This is a genomic window from Bacillus sp. GZB (genome assembly GCF_001975995.1).
Classification (GTDB): Bacteria; Bacillota; Bacilli; order Bacillales; family Bacillaceae; genus Bacillus; species Bacillus velezensis.
In genome coordinates this window covers 200,210-225,204 of sequence record NZ_MTQG01000010.1, presented here as the reverse complement: position 1 = coordinate 225,204, position 24,995 = coordinate 200,210, and the positions used below count along the sequence as shown (strand labels likewise).

The 24,995-nt window shown below is 48.1% G+C and carries 27 protein-coding genes, 1 pseudogene and 1 riboswitch; of the genes and pseudogenes, 13 read left to right on the top strand and 15 right to left on the bottom strand.

What is annotated here, in order from left to right; genetic code table 11:
- Positions 1 to 12 precede the first annotated feature (12 nt).
- The 4 genes from argJ to BXO87_RS01335 form a co-directional block, all read right to left on the bottom strand.
- Complete coding sequence (argJ, locus tag BXO87_RS01350) at positions 13 to 1,230, bottom strand: bifunctional ornithine acetyltransferase/N-acetylglutamate synthase (protein ID WP_038457596.1); 1,218 nt, start codon at positions 1,228 to 1,230, stop codon at positions 13 to 15.
- Positions 1,231 to 1,252: 22 nt separating this feature from the next.
- Positions 1,253 to 2,290 carry an N-acetyl-gamma-glutamyl-phosphate reductase gene (argC, locus tag BXO87_RS01345; RefSeq protein WP_038457593.1) on the bottom strand — a complete coding sequence of 346 codons (1,038 nt, stop codon included), beginning with the start codon at positions 2,288 to 2,290 and terminating at the stop codon, positions 1,253 to 1,255.
- Positions 2,291 to 2,457: 167 nt separating this feature from the next.
- Positions 2,458 to 3,000: an MFS transporter gene (locus BXO87_RS01340; RefSeq protein ID WP_003155082.1), complete on the bottom strand. Its 543-nt coding sequence runs from the start codon at positions 2,998 to 3,000 to the stop codon at positions 2,458 to 2,460.
- Complete coding sequence (locus BXO87_RS01335) at positions 2,997 to 4,433, bottom strand: FAD-binding oxidoreductase (protein WP_038457591.1); 1,437 nt, start codon at positions 4,431 to 4,433, stop codon at positions 2,997 to 2,999. Before BXO87_RS01335 ends, BXO87_RS01340 begins: the two co-directional genes overlap by 4 nt.
- Positions 4,434 to 4,754: 321 nt before the next feature.
- On the opposite strand from BXO87_RS01335, the gene fosM reads away from it, so the two are divergent.
- Positions 4,755 to 5,198, top strand: a complete 444-nt coding sequence (gene fosM / locus BXO87_RS01330) for a FosM family fosfomycin resistance protein (protein ID WP_038457588.1) — start codon at positions 4,755 to 4,757, stop codon at positions 5,196 to 5,198.
- Between the two features lie 107 nt (positions 5,199 to 5,305).
- On the opposite strand, the gene BXO87_RS01325 is transcribed toward fosM, so the two are convergent.
- Together BXO87_RS01325 and BXO87_RS01320 are read right to left on the bottom strand one after the other, a co-directional pair.
- Entirely contained in the window at positions 5,306 to 5,614 is a 309-nt protein-coding gene (locus BXO87_RS01325; RefSeq protein ID WP_038457586.1) for a metal-sulfur cluster assembly factor, read from the bottom strand.
- Positions 5,615 to 5,676: 62 nt separating this feature from the next.
- Complete coding sequence (locus BXO87_RS01320) at positions 5,677 to 6,444, bottom strand: prolyl oligopeptidase family serine peptidase (RefSeq protein WP_038457584.1); 768 nt, start codon at positions 6,442 to 6,444, stop codon at positions 5,677 to 5,679.
- A gap of 120 nt (positions 6,445 to 6,564) precedes the next feature.
- Between BXO87_RS01320 and BXO87_RS01315 the strand changes: the two genes are divergently transcribed.
- The 3 genes from BXO87_RS01315 to BXO87_RS01310 all read left to right on the top strand — a co-directional run bounded on the left by BXO87_RS01315 (position 6,565) and on the right by BXO87_RS01310 (position 7,809).
- Positions 6,565 to 7,377 (top strand): Cof-type HAD-IIB family hydrolase, encoded by an 813-nt coding sequence (locus BXO87_RS01315; RefSeq protein WP_007610550.1) that lies wholly within the window; start codon positions 6,565 to 6,567, stop codon positions 7,375 to 7,377.
- Between the two features lie 85 nt (positions 7,378 to 7,462).
- Positions 7,463 to 7,612: a hypothetical protein gene (locus BXO87_RS20750; RefSeq protein ID WP_003155094.1), complete on the top strand. Its 150-nt coding sequence runs from the start codon at positions 7,463 to 7,465 to the stop codon at positions 7,610 to 7,612.
- A complete protein-coding gene (locus tag BXO87_RS01310) occupies positions 7,612 to 7,809 on the top strand; it encodes a DUF3813 domain-containing protein (RefSeq protein WP_003155097.1) in 198 nt (65 codons plus the stop codon). Before BXO87_RS20750 ends, BXO87_RS01310 begins: the two co-directional genes overlap by 1 nt.
- Positions 7,810 to 7,845: 36 nt before the next feature.
- Here BXO87_RS01310 and BXO87_RS01305 read toward each other — a convergent pair whose 3' ends face one another.
- Positions 7,846 to 8,307, bottom strand: coding sequence for a BsuPI-related putative proteinase inhibitor (locus BXO87_RS01305; RefSeq protein WP_038457581.1), 462 nt, complete (start codon positions 8,305 to 8,307; stop codon positions 7,846 to 7,848).
- A 14-nt stretch (positions 8,308 to 8,321) separates the two neighbouring features.
- Complete coding sequence (locus BXO87_RS01300) at positions 8,322 to 9,164, bottom strand: YitT family protein (RefSeq protein ID WP_007610547.1); 843 nt, start codon at positions 9,162 to 9,164, stop codon at positions 8,322 to 8,324.
- A gap of 125 nt (positions 9,165 to 9,289) precedes the next feature.
- Between BXO87_RS01300 and BXO87_RS01295 the strand changes: the two genes are divergently transcribed.
- Entirely contained in the window at positions 9,290 to 10,141 is an 852-nt protein-coding gene (locus BXO87_RS01295; protein ID WP_038457578.1) for a DegV family protein, read from the top strand.
- A gap of 48 nt (positions 10,142 to 10,189) precedes the next feature.
- Positions 10,190 to 10,312 carry a hypothetical protein gene (locus tag BXO87_RS20405; RefSeq protein ID WP_003155105.1) on the top strand — a complete coding sequence of 41 codons (123 nt, stop codon included), beginning with the start codon at positions 10,190 to 10,192 and terminating at the stop codon, positions 10,310 to 10,312.
- Positions 10,313 to 10,360: 48 nt separating this feature from the next.
- Here BXO87_RS20405 and cypC read toward each other — a convergent pair whose 3' ends face one another.
- From cypC to BXO87_RS01275, 4 genes are all read right to left on the bottom strand, one after another.
- Complete coding sequence (cypC, locus tag BXO87_RS01290) at positions 10,361 to 11,611, bottom strand: CYP152 family fatty-acid peroxygenase CypC (protein ID WP_038457575.1); 1,251 nt, start codon at positions 11,609 to 11,611, stop codon at positions 10,361 to 10,363.
- Positions 11,612 to 11,743: 132 nt separating this feature from the next.
- The gene (locus BXO87_RS01285; protein WP_038457574.1) at positions 11,744 to 13,393 is read right to left on the bottom strand and encodes a methyl-accepting chemotaxis protein; all 1,650 of its coding nucleotides are present in this window, start codon (positions 13,391 to 13,393) and stop codon (positions 11,744 to 11,746) included.
- The gene (locus tag BXO87_RS01280; RefSeq protein ID WP_038457573.1) at positions 13,390 to 14,367 is read right to left on the bottom strand and encodes a BMP family lipoprotein; all 978 of its coding nucleotides are present in this window, start codon (positions 14,365 to 14,367) and stop codon (positions 13,390 to 13,392) included. The genes BXO87_RS01285 and BXO87_RS01280 overlap by 4 nt, the downstream gene beginning before the upstream one ends.
- A 171-nt stretch (positions 14,368 to 14,538) precedes the next feature.
- On the bottom strand, positions 14,539 to 15,435 hold the full coding sequence (locus tag BXO87_RS01275) for a CvfB family protein (protein WP_193427905.1): 897 nt from the start codon (positions 15,433 to 15,435) through the stop codon (positions 14,539 to 14,541).
- 99 nt (positions 15,436 to 15,534) lie between these two features.
- Between BXO87_RS01275 and BXO87_RS01270 the strand changes: the two genes are divergently transcribed.
- The 4 genes from BXO87_RS01270 (at position 15,535) to BXO87_RS01255 (ending at position 19,508) form a co-directional block, all read left to right on the top strand.
- Complete coding sequence (locus tag BXO87_RS01270) at positions 15,535 to 16,026, top strand: YajQ family cyclic di-GMP-binding protein (RefSeq protein WP_003155112.1); 492 nt, start codon at positions 15,535 to 15,537, stop codon at positions 16,024 to 16,026.
- Between the two features lie 100 nt (positions 16,027 to 16,126).
- Positions 16,127 to 16,248: riboswitch (SAM riboswitch) on the top strand.
- A gap of 89 nt (positions 16,249 to 16,337) precedes the next feature.
- Positions 16,338 to 18,179: a bifunctional homocysteine S-methyltransferase/methylenetetrahydrofolate reductase gene (locus BXO87_RS01265; protein ID WP_038457569.1), complete on the top strand. Its 1,842-nt coding sequence runs from the start codon at positions 16,338 to 16,340 to the stop codon at positions 18,177 to 18,179.
- An 82-nt stretch (positions 18,180 to 18,261) separates the two neighbouring features.
- Positions 18,262 to 18,702 carry a GNAT family N-acetyltransferase gene (locus BXO87_RS01260; protein ID WP_038457567.1) on the top strand — a complete coding sequence of 147 codons (441 nt, stop codon included), beginning with the start codon at positions 18,262 to 18,264 and terminating at the stop codon, positions 18,700 to 18,702.
- 179 nt (positions 18,703 to 18,881) lie between these two features.
- Complete coding sequence (locus BXO87_RS01255) at positions 18,882 to 19,508, top strand: pentapeptide repeat-containing protein (protein ID WP_038457566.1); 627 nt, start codon at positions 18,882 to 18,884, stop codon at positions 19,506 to 19,508.
- Positions 19,509 to 19,515: 7 nt separating this feature from the next.
- Here the strand turns inward: BXO87_RS01255 and pdxR are convergent, their stop codons facing one another.
- On the bottom strand, positions 19,516 to 20,952 hold the full coding sequence (gene pdxR / locus BXO87_RS01250) for a MocR-like pyridoxine biosynthesis transcription factor PdxR (protein WP_038457564.1): 1,437 nt from the start codon (positions 20,950 to 20,952) through the stop codon (positions 19,516 to 19,518).
- 125 nt (positions 20,953 to 21,077) lie between these two features.
- On the opposite strand from pdxR, the gene BXO87_RS01245 reads away from it, so the two are divergent.
- Positions 21,078 to 21,686: a LysE/ArgO family amino acid transporter gene (locus tag BXO87_RS01245; protein ID WP_038457562.1), complete on the top strand. Its 609-nt coding sequence runs from the start codon at positions 21,078 to 21,080 to the stop codon at positions 21,684 to 21,686.
- Positions 21,687 to 21,740: 54 nt separating this feature from the next.
- Entirely contained in the window at positions 21,741 to 22,235 is a 495-nt protein-coding gene (locus tag BXO87_RS01240; protein ID WP_038457561.1) for a DinB family protein, read from the top strand.
- Between the two features lie 45 nt (positions 22,236 to 22,280).
- On the opposite strand, the pseudogene iolX reads toward BXO87_RS01240, so the two are convergent.
- Positions 22,281 to 22,588: pseudogene (gene iolX / locus BXO87_RS01235) on the bottom strand (scyllo-inositol 2-dehydrogenase); the annotation flags it as partial.
- A 35-nt stretch (positions 22,589 to 22,623) separates the two neighbouring features.
- Complete coding sequence (locus BXO87_RS01230; protein WP_032874405.1) at positions 22,624 to 23,487, bottom strand: AraC family transcriptional regulator; 864 nt, start codon at positions 23,485 to 23,487, stop codon at positions 22,624 to 22,626.
- A 122-nt stretch (positions 23,488 to 23,609) separates the two neighbouring features.
- On the opposite strand from BXO87_RS01230, the gene BXO87_RS01225 reads away from it, so the two are divergent.
- A complete protein-coding gene (locus BXO87_RS01225; RefSeq protein ID WP_033574567.1) occupies positions 23,610 to 24,977 on the top strand; it encodes an MATE family efflux transporter in 1,368 nt (455 codons plus the stop codon).
- The last annotated feature ends 18 nt before the right edge of the window (positions 24,978 to 24,995 follow it).

Below are 24,995 nucleotides of genomic sequence, written 5' to 3'. Positions count from 1 at the left end.
CGCTCCCCTTTGTTATGTGCGATAGCTCGCATTGATTTTGATATAATCATAGGTTAAGTCACAGCCCCATGCCCGGCCGCTGCCGGAGCCTTCCTGCAGGCGGACTGCAATCGTAATCTCATCACCTGATAAGTACTCCTTAGCATCGGTTTCCGAAAACGGCTGAGGTTCGTTGTTTTTAAACAGACACTGGCCGCCGAGGAAAACTTCCACTTGTTCGGCCGTTACGCTTGCCGCACTGTGCCCGATTGCGCCGATGATGCGCCCCCAGTTGGCGTCTGTGCCGTAAACGGCGGTCTTCACAAGGCTTGAACCGACGATTTTTTTGGCGATAATATTCGCCTCAAGGTTATTTTTCGCGCCTTCGACTCTGGCTTCAATTAATTTCGTCGCTCCTTCACCGTCTCTGGCAATATCTTTGGCAAGGTCTTCGCATACAAGCTTTAACCCCTTTTTAAAAGCCGGCCAGTCAGGGTGATCCTCCGTCAGGCAATCATTCCCCGCGCAGCCGTTCGCCATCACAAGCACCATGTCATTCGTCGATGTTTCTCCGTCAACGGTGATTTGGTTAAATGAAACATCCGTAATCTCTCTGAGCGCGTTTTTGAGCGCCTGTTCTTCCACGGCCGCGTCCGTTGTGACAAAGCCGAGCATTGTCGCCATGTTGGGGTGGATCATGCCGGAGCCTTTCGCCGCTCCGCCGATCGTGATGATGTCTCCGCCGATCACCAGTTCATAACACGTCTGTTTCGTCACTGTATCCGTCGTCAAAATGGCCTCTTCAAATGCTCCGGACACGGACGGTGCTTGACCGAGCTGTTCGATGCCCGCTTGAATTTTTTTCATGTCTAAAAGCTCGCCGATCACCCCGGTTGACGAAACCGCAACAAGCTCCGGCTCAATGCCGAGCTGGCTCGCGAAGCCGTCCCGCATTTCATAGGCGTCCTTTAATCCTTGGTCTCCCGTACAGGCATTGGCAATCGCGCTGTTGACGATAACCGCCTGAAGCACACCCTTTTTTTTCAGGCTGGCTTGCGTCACTTTCAGCGGCGCTGCCTGAAAATGGCTCTGCGTATATACCGCTGCACTGACTGCAGGCGCTTCGCTGATAATCGCTCCGAGATCTTTTTTTGAATAGCGCAGACCGCAGTGCACGCCCTTTGCCTCAAACCCTTTCGGCGAGGATACGCCGCCTTTTATTTTCGTGATTTCCTCACTTAGCTGAATCATATTTTCGAATCCCTCTTTCGTTCTATGGATAGACTGGCGTCATCGTAAGTCCCGTTTCTTCCTGCCAGCCATTCATGATATTTAAATTTTGAACCGCCTGCCCTGCGGCGCCTTTCATCAGATTATCTATGACAGAAACGATGGTGGCACGGTTTGTTCTTTCATCCACGGTGACACTGATATCACAAAAATTGCTGCCGTATACCTCTTTCGTCGCCGGAAATTCACCTTCCGGCCTGATTCTGACAAAATATGAATCTTTGTAGAATTCGGAATACAATTCTCTTACCTGTGCAGCAGACATACCCGGGGGAGCCTCCGTATACATCGTCGCCATAATGCCCCTTGTCATCGGCGCCAAATGAGCGGAAAACGTGATCGGGCCTGTGCCGGGCTGCCAAGCCGCTAATTGCTGTTCAATTTCCGGAGTATGCTGATGCTCATTAACCTTATAAATTTTGAAATTATCATTCAGCTCAGAATAATGAGTGCCCATGGATGCTTTTCGGCCGGCGCCGGATACGCCTGTTTTCGCATCAACAATCAGAAATGAATCTTGTAAAAGCTTATTCTTTGCCAGCGGGGCGAGCCCGAGCAGCACAGCCGTCGGAAAACATCCCGGATTGGCAATCAGCTTTGCAGTCTGAATCTCTTCTTTTTGCAGTTCAGCTAAACCGTAAACCGCGCTTTGAATCGTTCCTTTCGGAGCGGCCTTCCGCTTATACCACTTTTCATACACGGCCGGGTTTTGAATCCGCAGATCGCCGGATAGATCAATGACCGGGATGCCCGCCTCCGCAAGCTTGGGCGACCACTCTCCGGAGACGCCGGGCGGCGCGGCTATGAACATGACATCAATTTCGTTTCGGATCGTTTCTATATGAAGCGGCTGAAGTGATTGTGACGCTATATTCCTCAAATGCGGATATGAAGCGGCATATTCTTTCCCTTCGCCGCTCGATGAATATAATATACAATCCTCTGCATAAGGGTGATGGTTAAGAATCCTGACAAGTTCGGCGCCTCCATAACCAGTAGCGCCTATAATACCTATTTTCAACGGGTTCACCTTCTTGGTTTTTGTGAAATTATTTAACATTATAACATGAATAAAAATTAATTCAATTGTATATTTAATATTTTTTCATTCATTTCCCATCTGTTTTCGCTGACAAAAAAACCCCCTCTCGATCGAGGGAGTTCCATAAGAAAAACAGGCTGATCGGATCAGCCTGTTTTTTTCAGCATCATCAGCCCGCTTATAAAAAACAGCACGGAGCTGGCGTAAAAAATAATATAAACCGTAAAGAAATCAGCGAGAAACCCGCCGAGAATAATGGCAGCAGCTGAAAATACGGCCGTCCAGAAATGATAGCTGCCGACTTTTTTTCCCCGCTCCCCGCCGTCGGTGTAATCGGCGATCATGATTTTCTCGCCGTGTTTTTGCATCGCGCCGAACAGGCCCAAAAGCACCTGCACAACATAAACCTGGTGCACGCCGGTAATGTGTGGGAGCGTCAGAAGAAGCACCGCCATCCCCCACGAATTCGCCATAAGGAACCAGCGGGGGTCCAGTCTTGCCGACAGCCGGCCGAGCAGCGGATGAATCAATGCGCCGCTGAGCCCGAACAAGCCGTATGAGAGACCGAATTGCGTGTAGCTGGAACCGATGTTTTTAATAAATAAAATATAAAACGGAAAGATCAGGCTGCCGGCAAAAAAGACACTGCTCTGAGACAGGATCAGCCATTTTAAATGATTGTGTTTCATGATTTGTACCTCTGATAAAAATAATTCATAAACAAGTCATCCGGATCATATTTGTGTTTTTTCTGAAAGAACATATCGCTTTTCGGATATGCCTCGCGCATCTGCTCTTTCGTTTGATACAGCATATACGGGAGATAATAACTGCCGCGGTGGCGCAATGCCGTATCCGTCATTTTTCTGACAATCCGCGCCGCACTCGCCTGGCTGTCTTTTGAAAACCCTTCATTGATTAAAAGAACGAGTGAAAACATGTCTTCCTTTGCGTATGACAGATCGGCTTTTTCATTTTTTTGCACGTAGCGGATCGTAATATTTACGAGATTGAGATCTTCATGTGACAGCGTCTTGCGTAAGTCATGAATGTACGGCGCAAATTCGCCGACGGGTACGAAGTATTCTTGTAGCACGTCGGTGTTGTCCGTGTTTTCATATTCCAAAAATTTCGACTCTGACCGCATGACATTGTTCCTGGTGACTTTCACGCCGTTTTGGCTGAGAAAATAAGACTGCTGAGTTGACCAGAACCAATTTCTGCCCCAGTCATACCGGCGGGAGAGGCCGAGCGCGAATTTCGTCAGCGCCGGATGCTCATCTTCTTTCAGTTCATTGTGCCGCTTTAATTCTTTCTGATTGTCTGAGAGTGTGTAATCAGTCACATACATATCGTGCAAAAAGCCTTTATCCCCTGTTGCGATCCGCGCGAGATGCATGCGCACGGCGGGGTTGCGCTGAACATGCTGCGTAAAATATTGACTGTATGTATCAGCGTTCATGCGTTTCGTTTTCATTTCATAAAGCTCATCATCCGTCAGCTCAATATCCGCGTCAAGGATGACGCCGAACAGGCCGTAGCCGCCGATGACAGCTGAAAACAGGTCATCTTTAGGAGTAACGGTGATGACTTTGCCGTCCGCCTTTAAAAGATGAAACGATTTGACTGTATCAATCAGCGAACCGTACCGGATATCCCGGCCGTGGGCGTTGGCGCTCAGTGAGCCGCCGATCGTAAAAATGTTTTGCGATTGCATGACTTTTACCGCGAGCCCGTACGGATTGACATAGCGCTGAATATCATTCCACGTCGCTCCCGCCTGCACCCTGATGATTTTTTTCTTTCGGTCGAGACCGAGTATTTTGTTGTAGCCCGTCATGTCGAGAACGATACCGTCTTCATAATACGTCTGGCCGCCCATTGAATGCTGGGCGCCTGCGATTGAGATCTTCAGATGCTTTCTCTTTGCTTCCTTAATGGTTTCGACCAATGTTTCTTTCTCTTTTCCTTTGACCGTCTGCTTAATTTTCACGGGCATGAGACGGCTGACATCCGTCATTGTCCCAGCCTGCTGCTCCGGCTCTTTGTGAAAAGCGGAAACAGCGAACAGCGCCGTATAAACAAGAATGCTAAGGATAATGAGAAGTAATTTTTTCTTCATGGATTCCTCCCTCGCATGCAGCCGGTCTATTATATCATGCCTCACGTCCGTTTTTTTCCTTTTTAACCCGATACCGCAAAAAACCCCGAATGGCGGGAAACTCGGGGTTTTTTAGTGACTTGCCCTTCTTTCCGCACGCCGGTCTCTAGCGACAAAGCAGACAGAACGGCGCCCGACAGAATCATGTTTAGTACAGCTCGAAACGGTCAGCCGGAAAACACCGGGCATAAAAATACACAGAAATCCTTAAAATGATTTTTTGGTCAGTATATAATCGATATATACGCAGATGTATTACCAAAGGGATTGTTTAAAACAAACATGTTAAATGAGGTGGGGAAAATAAACATAAAAGGAATCAATCATCTTCTTTTTTCTGTTTCAAATTTGGAAAAATCTATAGAATTTTATGAGAAAGTATTTCATGCACAACTCCTGGTTAAAGGGCAAAAGACAGCATATTTTGATCTGAACGGGCTTTGGCTTGCACTTAACTTAGAGGCGGATATACCAAGAAATGAAATACATAAATCCTACACACATATGGCTTTTTCAATTGATCCAAAAGATTTTGATGCAATACATCAAAGATTAAAAAATCTAAATGTAAATATATTAAATGGACGTCCAAGAGATAAACAAGATCAAAAGTCAATTTATTTTACTGATCCCGATGGGCATAAATTTGAATTCCACACAGGTACACTCCAAGACAGGCTGTCCTATTACAAAAAAGATAAACCTCATATGAAATTTTATATATAAAGGTTTGTTTGCGATCCAAAACAAACCCTCACTGTCGCTTATATGCAGACAAAAAAAAGCACCTCCAAACTTTAGGATGTACCTAAAATCCGAGGTGCATTTTCTTATTACTGAATCCCTAATGCGATTTTTGCGTAGCGTGACATTTTGTCTCTTGTCCACGGCGGATTCCAGACGATGTGGACCTCCGTCTCTTTTACATCCGGAATGTCGGCGAGCGCTTTTTTCACCTCGTCGACGATGATCGGAGCGAGCGGGCACCCCATTGATGTCAGTGTCATCGTAACGTGCGTCAGGCCGTCGTCATCCATATCAACGGCGTATACAAGGCCGAGATTGACGATATCGACGCCGAGCTCAGGGTCAACAACCTGCTCCAAGGCGCCCATGATGTTTTCTTTTAATGCTTCTTCCACGTTCCATCACTCCTTTTTCCTCAGTATAACGTAAAAGCGGGTTTTGTTAACACCTTTGTGCTTTATAAATGCTTATCGAACCAGGCGACGGTTTCTAAAACGGCGTATCTCGGGACTTTATGGTCAGCCCGTTCGTCTTTCAGAAACTGAAGATGGTCAGGCCGGCTGCTGTAATGAGGTTTAATCGTTTCATAAAAGCCGCGGGTCGGTGCATACGGAACGACTTTGTCTTGAACGCCGTGCCAGAACAGCAGCGGGCGGCTCCGGAGTTTTTCCGGTTCCAGACTGAGATCAAACGGTTTGAGCCGCGCAAACAGTTCATCGACCTGTTCTTTTGTGACGTCAATGTCGATGTCCTGCTTTTGAATGTGGTCAATCTGCTGCTGAAAAAATGCCGTATAGTTCGGGCTTCCCATCAGGCTGACGCCGGCTTTGACCCAATCATACGCGGCCATCGCGCCGAATGTCGTAATTCCGCCCATTGACGTGCCCGCAAGACCGATCCGCCCGTCTTCAATCAGACCGCGCGCTTCAAAATCCTTTTTCAGCGCGTCAAGCTCCTCGATTTCATTTAATACAATGTCCCAAAAATGGACGGCGAGCTCTTCTGCTGACAGCTGTTCAGCGCGTTCACCGTGGTAAAGAGCTTCCGGCAGCACGGCTCTGAAACCCTTTTCAGCAAGCAGGTAAGCGAAATGAAGATTATGCTCCTTCGCGCTTGTAAAACCGTGAATAAAGAAAACAAGGGGAGCGGGACGGTCCCGATTTTCTTCTTTTACAATATGTAAAAACGGAATGCCTGATACGGTTTGATGATCAATAAGAATCACGTTGACTCCCTCCTTAGGATAACCATAATCATAAGTGTAACATGTAGACAATAAAGATGGTAAAAAGCTACACTGTACATAAGAGAAAAACAGCAAATTACATGACAAAAGGAGTTATTTATGGAGACAAAACCTTACCTCATCGCCTTAGATCTGGATGGAACTTTATTAAAAGATGATAAAACCATTTCCCCTGAAACGGCACGGACGATTCAGACGCTGAAAGAAGCGGGCCATCATGTCTGCATCTCAACCGGCCGCCCTTTCCGTTCCAGTTCGATGTATTATGACGAGCTCGGGCTGACAACGCCGATTGTCAATTTTAACGGGGCGTTTGTCCACCACCCGAAAGACGAGTCATGGGGACGCTACCACACGTCTTTATCTGTCGATGTGGTCAGACAGCTTGCCGAACTTACAGAGACCTATCAAATACATAATGTGCTCGCTGAGATCATTGATGATGTGTACTTCCATTATCATGATGAGCATTTAATTGAGGCGTTTCATATGAATACGGCGAATGTCACATTCGGCGATCTGCGCGAAACGGTCCAAGAGGATGTGACGTCCGTATTGATTCACGCGAAGGAAGAGGACGTCGCGGACATACGCGCGCATTTATCCGATGTGCACGCCGAGGTCATTGACCACAGAAGATGGGCGGCTCCTTGGCATGTGATTGAAATTATTAAACACGGGATGAATAAAGCGGTCGGCCTGAAGAAAATCAGCGACTATTACCAAGTGCCGAGAGAACGGATCATCGCGTTCGGCGACGAAGACAACGATCTTGAAATGCTCCGATTTGCCGGGTGCGGCGTAGCGATGGGAAACGGCACGGATGAAGTCAAACAGGCCGCCGATCGTGTCACGGGATCAAATGAAGCGGACGGAATCGCCGAATTTTTAAAATCCTATTTCTCCCTGTGAGGTTTTGCCGCTCATAACACAAAGCCTTCCGCCCATACTAAAACAGACGACTCATCTCGTCTAAATATGGAAGGGGGACATTGCAATGGGTAAACGAAACAAATCAAAACGGTTTATTCAGCAAGGCAAGGACTCTGTCAGTCTTCATGACGCAAGATTTCCATATCGGTCTACATTAGAGGAAGCACAGCATGATGCAGCAAAAGATTCGGCTGAAAGGCAGGTTGACTTTTAATGAGAAACGAACTGTTTTCTCAAGCCAAGTCATTTGTCCAGCAGGCCGTCATGATTGCTAACGGTTTCGAAGACGGTGATCAGGAAAAAGCTGTCTCACGCGCCAAAAATGCCGTATCTTCCGCGTACGCCAATTCGACGGATGCAGAACGTCAGCAGCTGCACCAATTTCAGGATCAGCTGGAGAAATTGCAATAAAAAAAGGCGCCCTGTTTAGATGAGGGCGCCGCTTTTTTATTTTACTTCAAATGTTTTTACCGTTTTCAGTCTTTTTCCGATCTGATCGGACTTCCCTAAAAACGTCACCGTCACCGTGTATGTTCCCGGACCGGGCACGTTCTTCCACACATCTGAAAAGTCATACGTTTCATTCGGCATTAAAGTCACGGTCTGAAACGCCTGAGTAAACATTTTGTCTTTTGAGTAGCGGTACAATTCTTTGTTATGTTGGTCATGTACGGTCAATTCGAATTTCTGCCCTGAGCTGAATGTGAAATCGATCGGGCTGCCGCTCTTGTTTTTTAAAGACATTTGAAATTCGATCTGCTGATCCGTCTGCACAGGGTTTACGGCTAATTCCGCTTGCTGTTCATTCATCTCTCCGGATACCTCCTCAGCGGGCTCCTTTTGCCCGGATTGACTGCTGCATCCGATCAGTAAAATGACCGGTAATAACAGGCCAAACAGCCACTTCATTCTATCCGCTCCTATCAGTCTTTCCTGAAGAAACCAAAGATCCCCGTCGTTTGCACGATGTTTGTGAAGGCTTTCGGGTCGACTTCTTTCACGATTTTCTCAAGGTCATACAATTCGTACCGCGTAATGACGATGATCATCATTTCTTTCTGTTCGTTTGTGTAAGCGCCTTTTGCCGGCACCGTCGTAATGCCGCGGACCATTTTCCCGTAAATCGCTTCTTTGATTTCATCGGCTTTTTTCGTAACGATCATGGCGGTCAGTTTCATGTGGCGGGTGTGAATGGCGTCAATCACCCTTGTTGTGACATACAGAGCGACAAGGGTATATAATGCTTTCTCCCATCCTTGCAATAATCCTGCCGTCAAAATGATAATCCCGTTCAAAATGAAGAAATATGTGCCGACCGGTTTATCCTTCCATTTGGCCAGCACCATCGACACGATATCAAGACCGCCTGTCGAAGCGCCGAATTTCAGCGTTAAACCGATGCCGATAGCTGAGATGACTCCTCCGAATACGGTATTCAGAAGAATATCGTGCGACAGTCTCATTTCCGGGAGAATTCCCATAAAGACGGACGTCATCGCTACGCTTAATATGCTGTATACGGTGAATGATCTGCCGACTTTCAGCCACCCTAACACACCGATGGGAATGTTTAAGAGGAACATGAGAACTCCTGTCGAAATATAAAAGGGGGCGTATTGATCAACGACGCTTGACAGCAGCTGGGCGACACCGGTAAAACCGCTGGCATATACATTCGCCGGTATCAGGAATAAATTCAGTCCCGCCGCATACAGAAACGCGCCGATGACGACGATTGCTAATTTTTTTGCTTGTTCTAGTACCATGGCTTGCTCCTCCGCTCATTTTCATTATTAGCTTTTCCCTTAAAACAAAGTTTTGAACACTATTTTGCCACATTTATATGATATAGTTGGCATCACTCTCACCAATCGGAAAGAAGGGAATTATGATGACAGTTCACCTTATTGCTGACAGCGCCTCTGACCTGCCGAAATCTTATATTGAAGAAAACCGGATCGGGTTCATTCCGCTGCACGTAACACTTGACGGAAACGAATATGAGGACACGGTCACCATTCAGGCGGATCATATCTTTCAAGCGATGCGGGACGGGAAAGTTCCGAAAACATCCCAGGCATCACCGGATACGATAAAAAAAGTATTTTTACAATACGCGGAACTGGGAGAACCGGCGATATACATCGCCTTTTCCTCAGGTCTTTCCGGCACCTATCAGACGGCCGTAATGATTGCCAATGAAGTAAAAGAGGAATTTCCCGATTTTGATTTACGGATTGTAGATTCCAAATGCGCTTCATTGGGCTGCGGCCTCGCGGTGATGCACGCGCAAACACTCTGTGTTAACGGGAATACAATACAAGAAATCGAAACGTCTGTAAAGAGCTTTTGCGCACGGACGAAACATATATTTACGGTCGATGATGTCGCTTATCTCGCGCGGGGCGGCAGAATTTCAAAAACGTCCGCTTTTGTCGGGGGGCTTTTGAACATCAAACCGATTCTGCATGTGGATGACGGCAGGCTCGTGCCGCTCGAAAAATTGCGCGGACAAAAGAAACTGTTTAAACGGATTATAGAAATGATGAAGGAAGAAGGCGGCGATTGGGCGGATCAAACCGTGGGGATCAGCTATGCAGATAACGAGGAGACGGCGCTTCGGATGAAGGAAATGATTGAAGAAGCGTTCCATCCGAAAGAGATCATTCTTCATTCAATCGGCTCTGCGATCGGCGCGCACTCCGGGCCGGGTACGCTCGCGATTTTTTTCCTGAAGCCATAATTTCAATGCGGGCGGGCATCCTAACGGACAGAAGGGAGGCTTTGCCGCATGAAAGATGATGACAAAAAACCGTTGGACAATAACGCCGTAAATCAGAAAAAGAATCGGCTTGCCGAAAAAAACCGGCAGGCGGGAAAAAACCAGAATTCCAAAAAACCGGACCATCTGTAAAAGTAAAACAGCCCTCTTGTGTATGGAGATAGAGGGCTGTTTTTTGTTCTATATGCGTCTAACATCACTTATCACGAATCCGCTTTCAGGCAATGCCGGCATTCTGGACAGGCTGAAGCTCAAATCTTGGGACGGAACATCGTACTCTATTTCATTGGCAAGAAACGCAAGGGAAGTTTTCATGACTTCCACGGTCATTCCCTCACCCGGACAGCGGTGGCCGTTAGCCGGATCACCTCCGCCCTGGGGAATGAAATCAAATTTATTTTCCTCCCGCACCTGAAAACGTTCCGGGCGAAATTCATTCGGATTCTCCCAGAGCCGGGAATCATGGTTTGTCCCATATAGGTCAAGCATGACGGAGGCACCCTTTTTAAACTCACAGTTCTTCCATACGAAATCTTTTTTCACAACGGCTCCTAAAAACGGGGCAAACGGGTAATACCGCCGAACTTCATGTGCAAATCTTTCGGCCTCCTGATCATCTCTCGATCTCAGTTTGCCCCGATATTCAGGGTAATCATGCAATGCAAGAGCTGAAAACGTAATAAAGTAAGAAATGGCGGCAATCGGGCGCAGAACATTAATAAGCTCAACAGCAGCCATGTGAGAATCAAGTCTGTTCCCGTCAAGTTCTGTATGAAAAGCCATTTCATACAAGGCTGAGCCCTCCGGCGTTTGCAGCTTGCCGGACCGCACATCCTCAATGACCTCCTCTATCCATTTCTCCGTTTTCAGCCTCGCCCTTCTGCCTTTCCAATGACGCGGTCCGACAGCGCCGAATGCGTCTACCATATCGGTGAAATCCTCCGCCCGCTCTTTCACTTCTGAGTCTTTCAGCGGGACGCCGGCCCACTCACAGGCAGCCCGGCACAGCACTTTCTTCGCTTCATCAAAAAGGACAATTCGGTTTGAACCCTCCCACATTTCCGCAGATGCTTTCCACTGTTTTGCCACCGCTTCCGCAAGCCGTTTTTGCCGGGGCGGCGTCATCAGTGACATAAATAGAAGCTTCCTGTGCTTATGCCGTTCACCGTCCATTGCCTGGATTGCCCCTGTTCCGAATAACGTTTTCTGCACCCGTTTGGGGAGGGCCTGCTGCCGCTGAAATCGTTCTGTGTCATAAAAAAGTTTTGCGGCTTCCGCTCCGCTCATACAAATGAATGTCTTCCCTAATAAACGGGCGCGAAACACATCTGAGCGATAATTCTCCGCTCGGTTTTTCACAAATACATAACCATCGCGTAATAAAGCCAGACTATTATCAAGACCCTTTTCCTGCGGAATTTGTTCATCCATCCCGATTCCTCCCTTCTTTTTTCACCTTTCACGAAAAAGAATAAATATAAACACATGTATATTCAGTATTTGTGTTTCATTCAGAAGTTACTCATGTCAGGCTGCAAAAATCAGGGGCGGGGCAAAAGCCCGTTACAAAGTAAACCGGCGGACCTGATCGTTTAACCGCTCTGTCAGACTCACCAGATTATTGACGCTTTCCGCCATTTTATGAAAAGAAGACAGCTGCTCAAGCGCGGAGGCAGAAATCTCTTCGCTTCCCGCAGCCGTTTCCTGAACGACGGCGCTGATGCTTTCGGCATGATGCAGCACTTGCTCACCAAGCTGTTTCGATTCGTTGATCCGTCCGTCCAATTGAGTAAGCTCCGCTTTAATATGGGCGGCTTTTTGTTCAATATGGGCGAATGATTCTGATGTTTTCTCCATCAGCTCCTGCTGTCTGTCCGCTAAAGCGACGCCGGTCGTGACAGCTCCGGTAATAGACGTGATGCCGTCTTCAATTTGCTTTACCATATCGAAAATCTGCGCGGTCGCTTTGGCTGATCCGTCTGCGAGCTTCCGTATCTCCTCGGCAACGACGGCAAATCCTTTTCCGGCCTCGCCTGCTCTGGCCGCCTCAATTGCGGCGTTTAATGACAGCAGATTGGTCTGGCCCGCAATGTCAGAAACGGTCTGCGCCATCATACTGATGCCTGCCGCATGCTCTATGAAGAGATCGGCGGCTTCGGAAATCTCTTTTGATGTCTCATTGCTTTTATCAATGGCTTGCTTGGTTTCGGCTAAAGCACCGCGCCCCGCAGCCACCGCCGCAATCGTCTCTTCACTGCTTCTCGTCGTTTGTTTTGAACGTTCGGCGTTCGCCTTTGAATGTTCATCCATTTGTTCAATGAATTGCACCGCATGCTGCAGATCTTCTGAAATGGTTTGGGAGCCTTGCGCCATTTCTTCCGTCGACACGGACACCTGCTCGGTCATGTCCTTCAGCGTCTGGTTTTCCTTCGTCAAACCTTCCGCGAAAGTCTCGACTTCACGGCCGACCTCTCCGATCGCCTGAATTAAGGTGCGGAGCTGTTCAGCCATCATTCCGAATGAGTCATTCAGCTCTTTCAGTTCGTCCTTCCCTTTATAATCAAGCATTTCAACAGCAAGGTTCCCTCCTGCAATACGACGGGCATTTTCAGCCATACGGCGGATCGGCCCTGCAATTCTCTTCGTCAGCCTGATGGAAGATATGACGGTAACAGTAAGTATCACGATGGTCAGCACGGCTGCGCTGTAAACGATAAACTGAATCTGGTCAGCCGTCTGCTTCTGCATGTCTTCATAGTGATCCCGGGTTTTCAGATTCAGCATATAAATATCATTCAGAAGACCGTTGATGCGGGCCGCCGTCCTTGTCGCTTCAGCCGGGCTTTTCGAATCAAGAGCAGCGTCCGCCTCCGCCTGCCATGTTTCGTATTTTTTGGCGAGTTTGTCATAAGCGGCTTTGTCCGCATCGTCCGTCATCGTTTTTTTGAGGGCCGCCAGTTTGTATGAGCTGCTTTTCATATAGCTTCGTACATCTTCTTTCTGGGCGTCTGCGAGCGTATAGGAATAGCCGGTGATGCTTTCTTTTAACGTATTAAGGTCAGCTTTTGCTTCCTGGACGTTTAACAGCGCGTCCACTTCATCTTCATTTGAAGCCTGAATCTTCATCATGTTTACAATGGTAAAGCCGATGACGGCGGCGAAGCAAATCATCGTAACGGCTGCGTTAACGAGCAGCCTTGTCCGTAATGTCACTTCAGATCGCCTCCTTTTTCAATCAGACTGTTTTTCATATCCGTGATCTTTTTCGTCAGCCCGCCTGCGTTTTTGACAACTCTGATCTTAGCTAAGTCCATGCCGTTTTCCTTCAGTCCGTAAACGATCTCTCCGCTTTTGATCTCCTTGTTGTCTTTTAAATCTTTCGCCAATTCATAGATGACTTGGTCGACGTTTTTCACTAAAGAAGAGATAACGGCGTGCTCGGCGGTGTAATATTGATCGCTGTCAACACCGATGGCATATACTTTTTGCGCCTCCGCTTCTTTCAGAGCGCCGACACCCGTGAAGCCGGCCGCCGTAAACAGGACATCGGCTTTTTTTCGGATCATGTTTTGGGCGATGCCCTTCCCGAGCTTATCATCATCAAACGTACCGCTGATGTCCGACAGTACGCGGATATTCGGTTTGACTGATTCCGCCCCTTTCAGGTAGCCTTTCTTAAACCGTTTAATGACGTCGGCATCTGAACCGCCGATAAATCCGATCGTGCCGGTTTTGCTCGTCATAGCCGCCAGCGCTCCGGCTAAGAAGCTTCCTTCATCCTCTTTAAACGTGACGGAGGTGACATTATCCAGGTCTGATACGGAATCAATCAGCACAAACCGCTGCTTCGGATATTTTTTGGCGACCTTTTCTAAATCCGCCTGCATGCTGTAACCGAGCCCCACAACAAGATCATTGCCTTCCCGGACAAGCTGGGTCAGTCCTTTTTCGTATGTACCGGTATCTTTTATTTCCCGGTAATCAAATGTGATGCCGAGCTCGTCTCTCGCTTTCATCAAACCTTGAAAGCCTGAATCATTAAATGATTGGTCGCCGAGGCCGTTGTCTGTCAGCATGATGCCGATTGTTTTCGTTTTTTCGGCCGCCGTTTCCTCAGATTTGCCGGCACATCCCGCCGTGCTGAGCGCAAGCAGCAGTACAGCCGCAAATATCGCCATTTTTTTCATTGAAACTCTCCTTTTGTTTTTTTCTATAGTTATATATCGGTTCGGATGTCAGAATATTTTATTTCAATAAAATATGTATGTTCGGCAGGGTGATAAACAAATGAGGAATATAGCAGCTTTTGAGAAAATAAAAAACATCGGTTTTGGTTCACCGATGTTTTTGCAGAAAATTTATTGTTTTTCGTATGTCCAGCCGTCTTCCTGATACACTTTGCCGTTTTTCATCAGGTACCCGAGCGCCCGCTTAAAGGCGGCTTTGCTTAAATGAAACCGTTCGCGGATATCGTCAGGATGGCTTTTGTCTCCGTATGGCATCGCGCCGTTTCTTGATCTCAGATAGGTCAGAATCTCTTCCGCGTCAACCGAAAGCGCATCCTGCTTTCTCGGCAGCAGAGACATGTTGACCGAGCCGTCTTCCTTCACCTCGATGACACGCCCTGTCACGCGGCTGCCGAGTCTCGGCTCTTCTTTTCTTTCTGAAGGGTGAATAAACGCGCGGATGCCTTCATCGGTAATCAGAAAAGAGCCTGATGCGATCAGTCTGTACACCGTGCCTGTCAGGTCTTTATTCATGACGTCTTCCTCTGCATCCGTAAATAATTCACTGATGATATCTTCAGGCGCCGGCTTGGCAAACATGCGCCCGCGGCTTGTCACCTTCAGCATGCAATACAGTCTGTCTCCTTTTTGCGGCCAGACGGATTTGTACGGAGGCAGGTGCTCCGTTGCGACGAGCGCGTCTTTTGACAGACCGACGTCGACGAATACGCCCATATCTTCCACAGCGTCCGTCACTTCCACCCATCCGTAGTCATAAAAGCTGATGAGCGGCTTTTTCATCGTCGCCGCGAGTCTTTCCTGATGATCGACGTAAATAAATACGTCCACTTCATCTTTGTCTTCGATATCCTCTGTGATTTCACTGTTATGTAAAAGAACCGTATCCTCGCCGTCGGTTAAAAAATAACCGAAATCGGTTTGGTGATCTATACTAAGCGTGAGCTGCTGCCCTGGTCTCATGTTATCGTCCTTCCTGATTCGCCCGTATGAGGCTGATGTTTTTCTCATTTTTTCCAATATGCATAAATTCATGCTTTATGCTGTTGGACATTTCTCTTTATTCTACTATAATCAACTCATAAGTGAAATGTTATAGGAGGTTTTCTCATGGCAAAAGAAAGTTCTTTTGATATTGTATCGAAAGTAGAATTTCCCGAAGTGCAGAATGCGATTCAGATGACGCTGAAAGAAATCGGCACGCGCTATGACTTTAAAGGATCGAAAAGCGATGTAACTTTAGAAAAGGAAGAACTTGTCCTGATTTCTGATGACGAGTTTAAACTGAATCAGCTCAAAGATGTGCTGAGCGGCAAGCTGATCAAACGGGACGTGCCGACGAAAAACATTGAATACGGCAAAATCGAAAATGCCTCAGGAGGCACGGTGCGCCAGCGCGCGAAGCTTGTACAGGGCATTGATAAAGACAGCGCCAAAAAAATCAACGCGGTGATTAAAAACTCCGGCTTGAAGGTCAAGTCGCAGATTCAGGACGACCAAGTGCGCGTCACCGGAAAAAATAAAGATGATCTGCAGCAGATTATCGCAGCCGTCCGCGGGGCAGACCTGCCGATTGACGTTCAATTTATTAATTTTAGATAAATTATGTGATTCCTATTGATTATTGTCTCTATTTTCGGTAAATTTGGAGAAAGGGATTTTCACAGTTGAGTTTTGGAAACCCATTACAATTACATGAACGTTCTTATCAAGAGAAGCCGAGGGACTGGCCCGACGACGCTTCAGCAACCGGTGTAGTGGTTTACCCAAACCATGACCAAGGTGCTAAATCCAGCAAGCTAAAAACAGCTTGGAAGATAAGAAGAGAGACAAATGATTACAAAGTCTTCTTCTTAAGAAGACTTTTTTTATTTCTCTTTTTTCCTTGCTGAATGTGACGAAGGAGGCAAACAATGGGACTATTACAAGACTTAAAAGAACGGATTTTAATCGGTGACGGCGCGATGGGCACTCTCCTCTATTCCTACGGCATTGACAGATGTTTTGAGGAACTGAACGTATCAAAGCCCGAGGAAATCAAGCGGATACATAAGGCTTACGTGGAAGCCGGGGCAGACATCATCCAGACAAATACGTACGGCGCGAATTTTATTAAGCTCTCAAGATACGGACTTGAGGATGAAACGAAAAAAATCAACCAGGAGGCGGTCAGAATCGCGCGCGCTTCCTCAGACGGCGCTTATGTATTGGGAACGATGGGCGGTATCCGCACCTTTAACAAAAACGCCTACAGCCTGGAGGAGATTAAACGCAGCTTTCGGGAGCAGCTTTATTTATTGCTGCACGAAGAGCCGGACGGTCTGCTTCTGGAAACATACTATGATTTAGAAGAGGCGCGCGAAGTGCTGAAGATAGCGAGAAAAGAAACGGAACTTCCGATTATGCTGAACGTATCCATGCACGAACAGGGCGTGCTGCAGGACGGAACGCCGCTTCGGGAAGCCCTCAGGTCCATTGCCGATCTCGGCGCTGACATAACGGGAATCAATTGCCGGCTCGGCCCGTACCACATGATTGAAGCGCTCACCGAAGTGCCGATTTTCCGTGACGCTTATTTATCGGTCTATCCGAACAGCAGCCTTCCGTCTTTAGAAGAAGGCCGGCTTGTTTATGATACGGACGATGCCTATTTCCGGGAGAGCGCCGTACAGTTCCGCACTCAGGGCGCGCGCATTATCGGCGGCTGCTGCGGTACGACGCCAAACCATATCAGAGCCATGGCTGAAGCGGTCCAAGGCCTTTCCCCCGTCACTGATAAAGAAGTGAAAATCAGACGGGAAGAAGAAATCATCTCAGTCAGCAACGAACGGACCGAGCCGGGTTTAAACGAAATCGCCGCTAAAAAACGGTCAATTATCGTGGAGCTCGATCCGCCGAAAAAATTGAATTTTGAAAAATTTATGCAAGCAGCGGCTGAATTAAAAGAAACCGGCATAGAAGCGCTGACGCTCGCCGACAATTCATTGGCGACACCGCGGATCAGCAATGCCGCCTGCGGTTCATTGCTGAAAGAGCGCCTTGATATCCGTTCTCTCGTTCACATTACATGCAGAGACCGCAACATCATCGGCCTTCAATCACATTTAATGGGGCTGGATACGCTCGGGCTCACCGACATTTTAGCCATCACGGGCGATCCTTCAAAAATCGGCGACTTTCCGGGGGCTACCTCCGTCTATGATTTAACGTCCTTTGACTTGATCAGGCTGATTAAACAATTCAACGAGGGCATTTCTTTATCAGGGAAACCGCTCGGCAAGAAAACGAACTTTTCCGTAGCCGGAGCATTTAATCCGAATGTCCGCCATCTTGATAAAGCAGTAAAACGGCTGGAGAAAAAAATCGAGTGCGGAGCTGACTACTTCGTGTCCCAGCCTGTCTACTCGGAGCAGCAGCTCATTGACATTCATCAAGAAACGAAGCATCTCAAAACACCGGTGTATATCGGAATCATGCCGTTAACGAGCAGCCGCAACGCAGAGTTCATTCATCATGAAATCCCGGGCATTAAGCTGTCAGACAGCATCCGCGAAAAAATGGCGCTCGCCGGCGAAGACAAGCGAAAGCAGAAAGCCGAAGGCCTCGCCATCGCCAAATCGCTTCTCGACACGGCGTGCGAACTGTTTAACGGAATTTATTTAATCACCCCGTTTCTCCGTTCTGATTTGACGTCAGAGCTTGCAGCTTATATTAAGCAAAAGGATGAAAAGCGGGCTGGTGTATATTTGCATTGACGCGGAAGAGGCCGCCTGATATGACAGGCGGCTTTTTCATGGTACGATACAGAAAAAGAATCAAGCAAAGGAGGATTTTTTCATGGTTGAAGTAAAACCCATCACCGCAGAAGACACATACGCGATCAGACACAGTGTGCTGCGCCCCCATCAGACGATTGAGGATTGTAAATATGATCAGGACAGCGTCAAAGGAGCCTTTCATCTCGGAGGTTTTTACGACGGGACATTGATCAGCATCGCTTCTTTCTACCCGCAGAACCAGCAGGCTTTACAGGCAGCGCCCGCCTATCAGCTGCGCGGCATGGCGACGCTTGAGGAATACCGGACTCAAAAAGCGGGAAGCACGTTAATGGCCTATGCAGAACGGAAACTGGCAGAAATGGGGGCGGCGCTTGTCTGGTGCAACGCCAGATGTCACGTAAAGGGATATTACGAAAAGCTCGGCTGGAAAAGCACGGGCAGCCCCTTTGACATACCCGGCATCGGCCCGCATGTGATCATGTATAAAGAACTCGCCTGAAACAGAAAAATGCCCTTGGGAACATGTCTCTAAGGGCATTACTTTTAATGTCACGTCTGCTTTTATATGCGACATTATTGACGCCTTCCCGCTTTTACGCAACAACAAGAATGGCAGGCAGAAAACGATATCTGTCAATTGCCGATTTCAGCTATTATGTTTAGAAAAGGGAGTATGAGATGAATACGATCCAAAAACCGAAAATCCCGAAAGAATTGCCGGTGCTTTCTTTCACAGAAGCGCTTCAGGACGACCTCATCAAAGAAGTCGTCGTAGAAAACGCCGTGATAAGCGGCAAACTGGACGGCCTGCGCGCCGAAAAAGTCATTTTCAGAAACACCGTTTTTACGGATGTCTCTTTCAGACATATGGAATGTACGGATGTCCTGTTTGACAAATGTGATGTCTCAAACGCTGATTTCAGCGGAAGCATCATCCATAGAACGGCGTTTCAGCATTCAAAACTTCTCGGCTTGAATCTGGCGGATTCCGCCATGCGTCATGTACGGTTTGAAGACTGCCTCGCACCTTACAGCTCCTTCAGCTATTCCAATATGAAGCATGTCCGGTTTGACTCGTGCGGCCTTTCAGAAAGTGAGTGGAATGATGCCGTTCTTGAATACACAGATCTTGACGCCTGTGATTTGAACGGCTCAAATTTTATCGGCACGTCTCTTTTTAATATGGATATCAGCACGTGCACATTTGATCACCTGCACGTCTCACTTGAGAAGCTGAAAGGATGCCGCATCGCTCCGTCTCATGCCGTGACATTCGCAGAAGCGCTCGGAGCCATTGTGACGTGATCTTTTATTAAACGAAACGGCGGGCAATGTCCGCTATCGTTTGAATGCCTTTTTCCAAGTCCGGTAAGGATGCGTACGAATAGGAAAGACGCAGGCTTTGCCGGTCTTCGGGAAGATAGAGAGCTCCCGGATTGATCAGTACGCCGGCCTCCAAGGCACGGATGAAAAGCGTCTGAACAGTGAATGCTTTATGGAAGGTGACCCAAATATAAAAGCCCCCCTCCGGCACACGCCACTCCGCAATATCTCCCGCGTATCTTTCAAGAAAACGCAATGCCGCATCTCTCCTGATTTTGAGTTCCTTTCTGAGACGCAAAAGGCGCGCTTCATAGCGGCCGCTTGACAGCCATTGACATGCCGCCCATTGAGATAAACCACTGGAGCCGTAATCCGTCTGCATTTTAATATCGGCGAGCCTGTCTGCAACCGGCTCAGGGGCGACGACCCATCCGATGCGCAGACCCGGGCTTACGGTTTTTGACAGCGTGCCGATATACAGTACATTCCCCTCACCGTCCATCGATTTTAACGGAGGCGGCGGTTCTTTATCGATCCATAAATCACCGTATGCGTCATCTTCAATGACAGGCAGACGGTGATTTCTTGCGAGCGCGATGAGTTCCTGCCGCCGCTTAAGTGACATTACCGTTCCGGTCGGATTATGGAATGACGGAATGGTGTACAGCAGCCCTGCTTCGTATTGCCGACGGTAAGCGGGAAGATGATCCGTTTTGATTCCGCTCCCATCCATCGGCACTCCCTTAAGCCTGACGCCCGCTGATTGAAACACACGCAGGGAATGGAGATACGACGGGTTTTCAGTCAGCATGACGGAGTTTGGTTTTAGCAGCCCGATTGAAATAAGCTGAAGCGCCTGCAGCGCGCCTGAGACGATTACGATGGATGCCGGGGACGCGTGAACCCCCTTTGTTTTCAAATGTTTCGCGACGCTTTGCCGAAGCTGCGGGCTGCCCTTCGGTTCTTGATAGCCGAGCGCAAAAATGTTAGTTCCACGGAACAGTTCGGCCATCTCCTGCTCAGGCAGCAGCTCTTGACTCAGCTCACCCGTCCCCAGCCTGATCAGATCCAGACGCGGCTCGTTTTGATTAATGGCCTGAATCAAAGATGAATTCGGCTGATGACTCCCCGATGTAACGTATGTGCTCCAATCAAGGGGCTTAACCGCCGCCATGATGCTCCACGTATTGTTGACGACCTTTGTGCCTCCCCCTCTTTTTCCTTCCAGAAGACCTTGGGCGATTAACTCATCAACTGCTGCCGTCACTGTGCTTCGGTTGACCTGAAGCTCCTCGGCGAGCTTTCTTTGTGAGGGAATTTTCGTGCCGATGGTCCATTCGCCATGAAGTATTTTTTCTTTTATATGCTGTTCGATCTGGAGATAAAGCGGTATGTGCGACTCCCGATCCGGACGCCAGCGGTTCATACGTCATCCCTCCTTCTTTATTTATTATACATTTGGCTGGTTCAAGTACCAGCCAAATGGCCGGAGACATCAGCACACAGTGCGGCTACAATGAGATTTAGTTGACGATTGGAGGGTTTTACGAAATGAATGCCATTCTTCACGGAGTGATGCTCGCTTTCGGCCTTATTTTGCCATTGGGCGCGCAAAACGTGTTTATTTTTCAGCAGGGAGCCTGGCAAAAACATGTGTGGCAGGCGTTTCCCGCAGTGATTGCAGCCGCGGTATGCGATACGATTCTCATCAGCGCGGCCGTCGCAGGCGTGTCCATGATTATTGCAGAGATTCCCGTTTTTCAGACCGGCATGCTTATAGGCGGCTTTTTGTTTCTCAGTTTTTTAGGCTGGCAGACTTGGAGAAGCAAACCGCAGGCCGAACAGGTGAAAAAAACGGTTTTCTCGGCAAAAAAACAGGCGGTCACGGCCGCCATGGTATCCCTTTTAAACCCGCATGCGATTTTGGATACCGTCAGTGTCATCGGCACAAGCTCCGCCGCCTATCCGGGAATTGATAAATGGCTGTTTGCCGGTGCTTGTATCGCGGTTTCCTGGGTATGGTTCGCCGGACTGGCATTCGCGGGACGGCTCGTTCAAACGGCGGATACAGGAGGCCGGCTCCTCGGCATCCTGAATAAATGCTCGGCATTGGTGATGTGGGGTGCTGCTTTTTATTTTGCGGCCCTTTTGTTTCGATAAAAGGAATTCGGCCAGACCATGTTGAATGTACCGAAAGGAAGAGGGGGAATTGGAATGTCAGACATTTTAAAGCTGTATCACTACCACAGATGGGCAAATGAGCAAGTTATTCAGCATCTGAAGACCCTGCCCGCGGCAAGCTTACAGCAGAAACTGGATAGTGTTTTTCCGACTGTGAACGCCGTGCTTGTGCATATATACCGGGCTGATTACATTTGGCTTCACGTGCTTTACGGAGAAACTTTCGAACAAATCGTCTCGCAGTTTGATCAATTTGAAAAGCTTGACGGAGATTTTGAGGCGATTGAACATAGAATGACTGAACTGGACAAAGAATTCAACGAATTTTTAAAAGAAATGGAGAACCCGGAAGGTCCGCTCTCTATTTCTCATCCGCGCCTGGGGACGCTTCAGACGACATATGCCGATGTGATCCGGCATGTTGTGAATCACGGCACATACCATCGCGGCAATATCACCGCGATGCTTCACCAAATGGGCTATAAAGGCGTGCCGACTGACTACATTTTTTTCTCATACGAATCATAAAAAAGCAAAGGCCTCCCGGGCCTTTGCTTTTTTACTTCGAATCTATCATAATCCGGCATAGCCGGAGGCGCCCGGGGTGAGCTTTACAGGCCTTCCGGTTTTAAAAGATTCCGTCGCGGCATCCCGATTTCTAAGTTAATCGCGGCATCGATGTCTGTCACAATCGGCGTTTCCCCTTTTTTCACACATTCGGCAAAGTGCTCCAGCTCCAGACGGTAAGCGTCTTTAAAACGTGCTTGAAAATCCGGAATAATTTCGCAGCTGCTGCCTGACTCCGTTAAAACGGTGACATGGCTTTTCCGCAGCGTACCGACCAAGATGCTTCCCGCCGTCCCGATCACTTCGGCGCGGATAAACCGCCTCCTACTTTTTGTTCTCTGGTTTTAGGTCAGTCCGTTTTCCGGCTTACGAATTTGCGATATTCAAGCGGCGAAATGCCTTCAATCTGTTTAAACAGTTTGGAAAAATAGGTCGGGTCTTCCATACCGATGGCATCCGCGATTGTCCCCATTTTGTCATTGGTTGCGGACAAAAGACGTTTCGCCTCCGTCATTCTGACTTTATTCGTATACTGGCCGGGCGTGACGCCGAGCACCTGCTGCATGCAGCGGGTCACGTAGTCTTGGTTGTAATGAAGAGCCGATGAAAGCGCTTTGATGGTTGTTTTCTCCTGATAGTGCTCCTGCAGGTACCGGGCGGCCTCCCATGCGACTCTTTCCTTTGCGGACGGGATTTGGAACGCTTCCTTCTGAAGATGGAGCAGCAGCTCTTCAAACAGAATCTGCTTTCTGAGCGGCAGATCGGAATTCTCGGCGCTGTCATCGGTCAGCACACTGAATTGCCCGGCCATAAACTGCGGACGTCTCACCTTCCCTTTTTGCGGCAGGGACAGGCGGTAGCGGGACGGCTCTTCAAAGCTCCCTTTTTTTCGCCTCAGCTCTGACCAGTTGTTCCCGGTTGTTTCCGTCACCTCATAATCCGCTCCTTCAAAATGAAGCCACGAATAGGATGTCGTTTCTTCACTGCCTTTTGTCCCGTAATGTTCAAGGCCGGGAGAAAGCAGAATATATTCTCCGGCTTCAACGGAAAAGGCGTTTTCGTCTTCTGTAATGTAGAGGACGCCTTCTTTCACATACAGCAGATCAAACACCGGGAAGACCCGTCTCACATGGGTTTCGCCTTTTTTGAACACTCCTTCTCCCGCAGCGATAAAGACCGGGAACGGAGGAACTGTGAACTCGAGAAAGGACATATTTTCGGCCCTCCTTTTTAAGTCGGATTTTTGCAAGAAGTTTCGTTTCTCTCCCTTTTTATTATAAGAAAATGGAGGTACACTTTTAAACGTTGATTTTTTCAGGAAAGGGGTTAAAAGAAATGAAACAAGCGATTTTAAAACGGGCTGCATTCAAACAATCCTCTGATCACAAACTCTCATTATACGCGCTGACTTGGCCGATATTTATTGAGGTTTCATTATATATGTTTATGGGAAACGCCGACACTCTTATGCTTAGCCAATACTCTGACAACAGTGTGGCGGCCGTGGGTGTCAGCAATCAGATTTTAAATTTAATTATCGTGATGTTCAGCTTTATCGCAACGGGTACGACAATTGTGATTTCACAGTTTTTAGGATCTAAACAGAAAAAAGAGGCGCAGGAAGTGGCTTATGTATCAATAGGAGCGAACTTTGTCATCAGTCTCGCCATCAGCGCCGCCATATTTTTTGCGGCCGTTCCGCTGCTTCATGTGATGGGTCTTTCCAATGAATTGATGCCGGATGCCAAAGTCTTTTTGCAGGTGGTCGGCGGGCTGTCCTTCATTCAGGCTTTGATTATGACGTTCAGCGCCATTTTAAAAAGCTACGGTCATACGAAGGATACGATGTTCGTTACGATCGGGATGAATATTTTAAATATTGCCGGAAACTTTCTTGTCATTTTCGGGCCGCTCGGCCTTCCGGTGTTAGGCGTCGCCGGTGTTGCGATGTCAACGTCCTTCGCGCGGATCATCGGACTGGTCGCGATGATTGTGATCGTCAAAAAACGCATCGGACTCGGTCTGACATGGCAAAAGATTTTTCACGTCCATAAAGAGCACTTGCGGAAACTCCTGAAAATCGGGATTCCGTCTGCCGGCGAACAGCTGTCTTACAACATTTCACAAATGGTTGTCACTTATTTTATCGCCATTATGGGCGCTCAGGCGCTTACAACAAAGGTTTATACACAAAACATCACCATGTTTATCCTGCTGTTCGGAACGGCGATCAGCCAGGGCACACAGATTTTAATCGGCAGATATATCGGCGCCAAACGGTTTGACGACGCTTATGACCGCTGCATGAAAAGTCTGTACTGGGCGCTTGGCATTGCCGCTTTGACATCCGTGATCATGACCTTGTTTTCAAAGCAGCTGATCGGAATTTTCACAAGCAGCCCTGACATTATTGCGACGGCGAGCATGCTGATCGCCATGACGATCATTCTTGAGCCCGGCCGTTCATTCAATGTCATTATCATCAACTCGCTGCGGGCTGCCGGAGATGCAAAATTCCCCGTCTACATGGCGATGATTTCCATGTGGGGTATCGGACTGCCGCTCGCTTATCTGTTCGGCATCCATTTCGGATTAGGGCTTATGGGCATCTGGATTTCATTTATCGCGGATGAATGGGTCAGAGGCATTCTTATGTACAGAAGATGGCGGTCGCGGATTTGGATTCAAAAAGGGATTGCATAAACGCCCGAAGCTTCGTTA

Coding starts and splice junctions, on each gene's coding strand:
- argJ (WP_038457596.1), bottom strand. CDS start 1,230: ATGATTCAGCTAAGTGAGGAAATCACGAAAATAAAAGGCGGCGTATCC.
- BXO87_RS01340 (WP_003155082.1), bottom strand. CDS start 3,000: ATGAAACACAATCATTTAAAATGGCTGATCCTGTCTCAGAGCAGTGTC.
- BXO87_RS01335 (WP_038457591.1), bottom strand. CDS start 4,433: ATGAAGAAAAAATTACTTCTCATTATCCTTAGCATTCTTGTTTATACG.
- fosM (WP_038457588.1), top strand. CDS start 4,755: ATGTTAAATGAGGTGGGGAAAATAAACATAAAAGGAATCAATCATCTT.
- BXO87_RS01315 (WP_007610550.1), top strand. CDS start 6,565: ATGGAGACAAAACCTTACCTCATCGCCTTAGATCTGGATGGAACTTTA.
- BXO87_RS20750 (WP_003155094.1), top strand. CDS start 7,463: ATGGGTAAACGAAACAAATCAAAACGGTTTATTCAGCAAGGCAAGGAC.
- BXO87_RS01310 (WP_003155097.1), top strand. CDS start 7,612: ATGAGAAACGAACTGTTTTCTCAAGCCAAGTCATTTGTCCAGCAGGCC.
- BXO87_RS01305 (WP_038457581.1), bottom strand. CDS start 8,307: ATGAAGTGGCTGTTTGGCCTGTTATTACCGGTCATTTTACTGATCGGA.
- BXO87_RS01300 (WP_007610547.1), bottom strand. CDS start 9,164: ATGGTACTAGAACAAGCAAAAAAATTAGCAATCGTCGTCATCGGCGCG.
- BXO87_RS01295 (WP_038457578.1), top strand. CDS start 9,290: ATGACAGTTCACCTTATTGCTGACAGCGCCTCTGACCTGCCGAAATCT.
- BXO87_RS20405 (WP_003155105.1), top strand. CDS start 10,190: ATGAAAGATGATGACAAAAAACCGTTGGACAATAACGCCGTAAATCAG.
- cypC (WP_038457575.1), bottom strand. CDS start 11,611: ATGGATGAACAAATTCCGCAGGAAAAGGGTCTTGATAATAGTCTGGCT.
- BXO87_RS01280 (WP_038457573.1), bottom strand. CDS start 14,367: ATGAAAAAAATGGCGATATTTGCGGCTGTACTGCTGCTTGCGCTCAGC.
- BXO87_RS01275 (WP_193427905.1), bottom strand. CDS start 15,435: ATGAGAAAAACATCAGCCTCATACGGGCGAATCAGGAAGGACGATAAC.
- BXO87_RS01270 (WP_003155112.1), top strand. CDS start 15,535: ATGGCAAAAGAAAGTTCTTTTGATATTGTATCGAAAGTAGAATTTCCC.
- BXO87_RS01265 (WP_038457569.1), top strand. CDS start 16,338: ATGGGACTATTACAAGACTTAAAAGAACGGATTTTAATCGGTGACGGC.
- BXO87_RS01260 (WP_038457567.1), top strand. CDS start 18,262: ATGGTTGAAGTAAAACCCATCACCGCAGAAGACACATACGCGATCAGA.
- BXO87_RS01255 (WP_038457566.1), top strand. CDS start 18,882: ATGAATACGATCCAAAAACCGAAAATCCCGAAAGAATTGCCGGTGCTT.
- pdxR (WP_038457564.1), bottom strand. CDS start 20,952: ATGAACCGCTGGCGTCCGGATCGGGAGTCGCACATACCGCTTTATCTC.
- BXO87_RS01245 (WP_038457562.1), top strand. CDS start 21,078: ATGAATGCCATTCTTCACGGAGTGATGCTCGCTTTCGGCCTTATTTTG.
- BXO87_RS01240 (WP_038457561.1), top strand. CDS start 21,741: ATGTCAGACATTTTAAAGCTGTATCACTACCACAGATGGGCAAATGAG.
- BXO87_RS01230 (WP_032874405.1), bottom strand. CDS start 23,487: ATGTCCTTTCTCGAGTTCACAGTTCCTCCGTTCCCGGTCTTTATCGCT.
- BXO87_RS01225 (WP_033574567.1), top strand. CDS start 23,610: ATGAAACAAGCGATTTTAAAACGGGCTGCATTCAAACAATCCTCTGAT.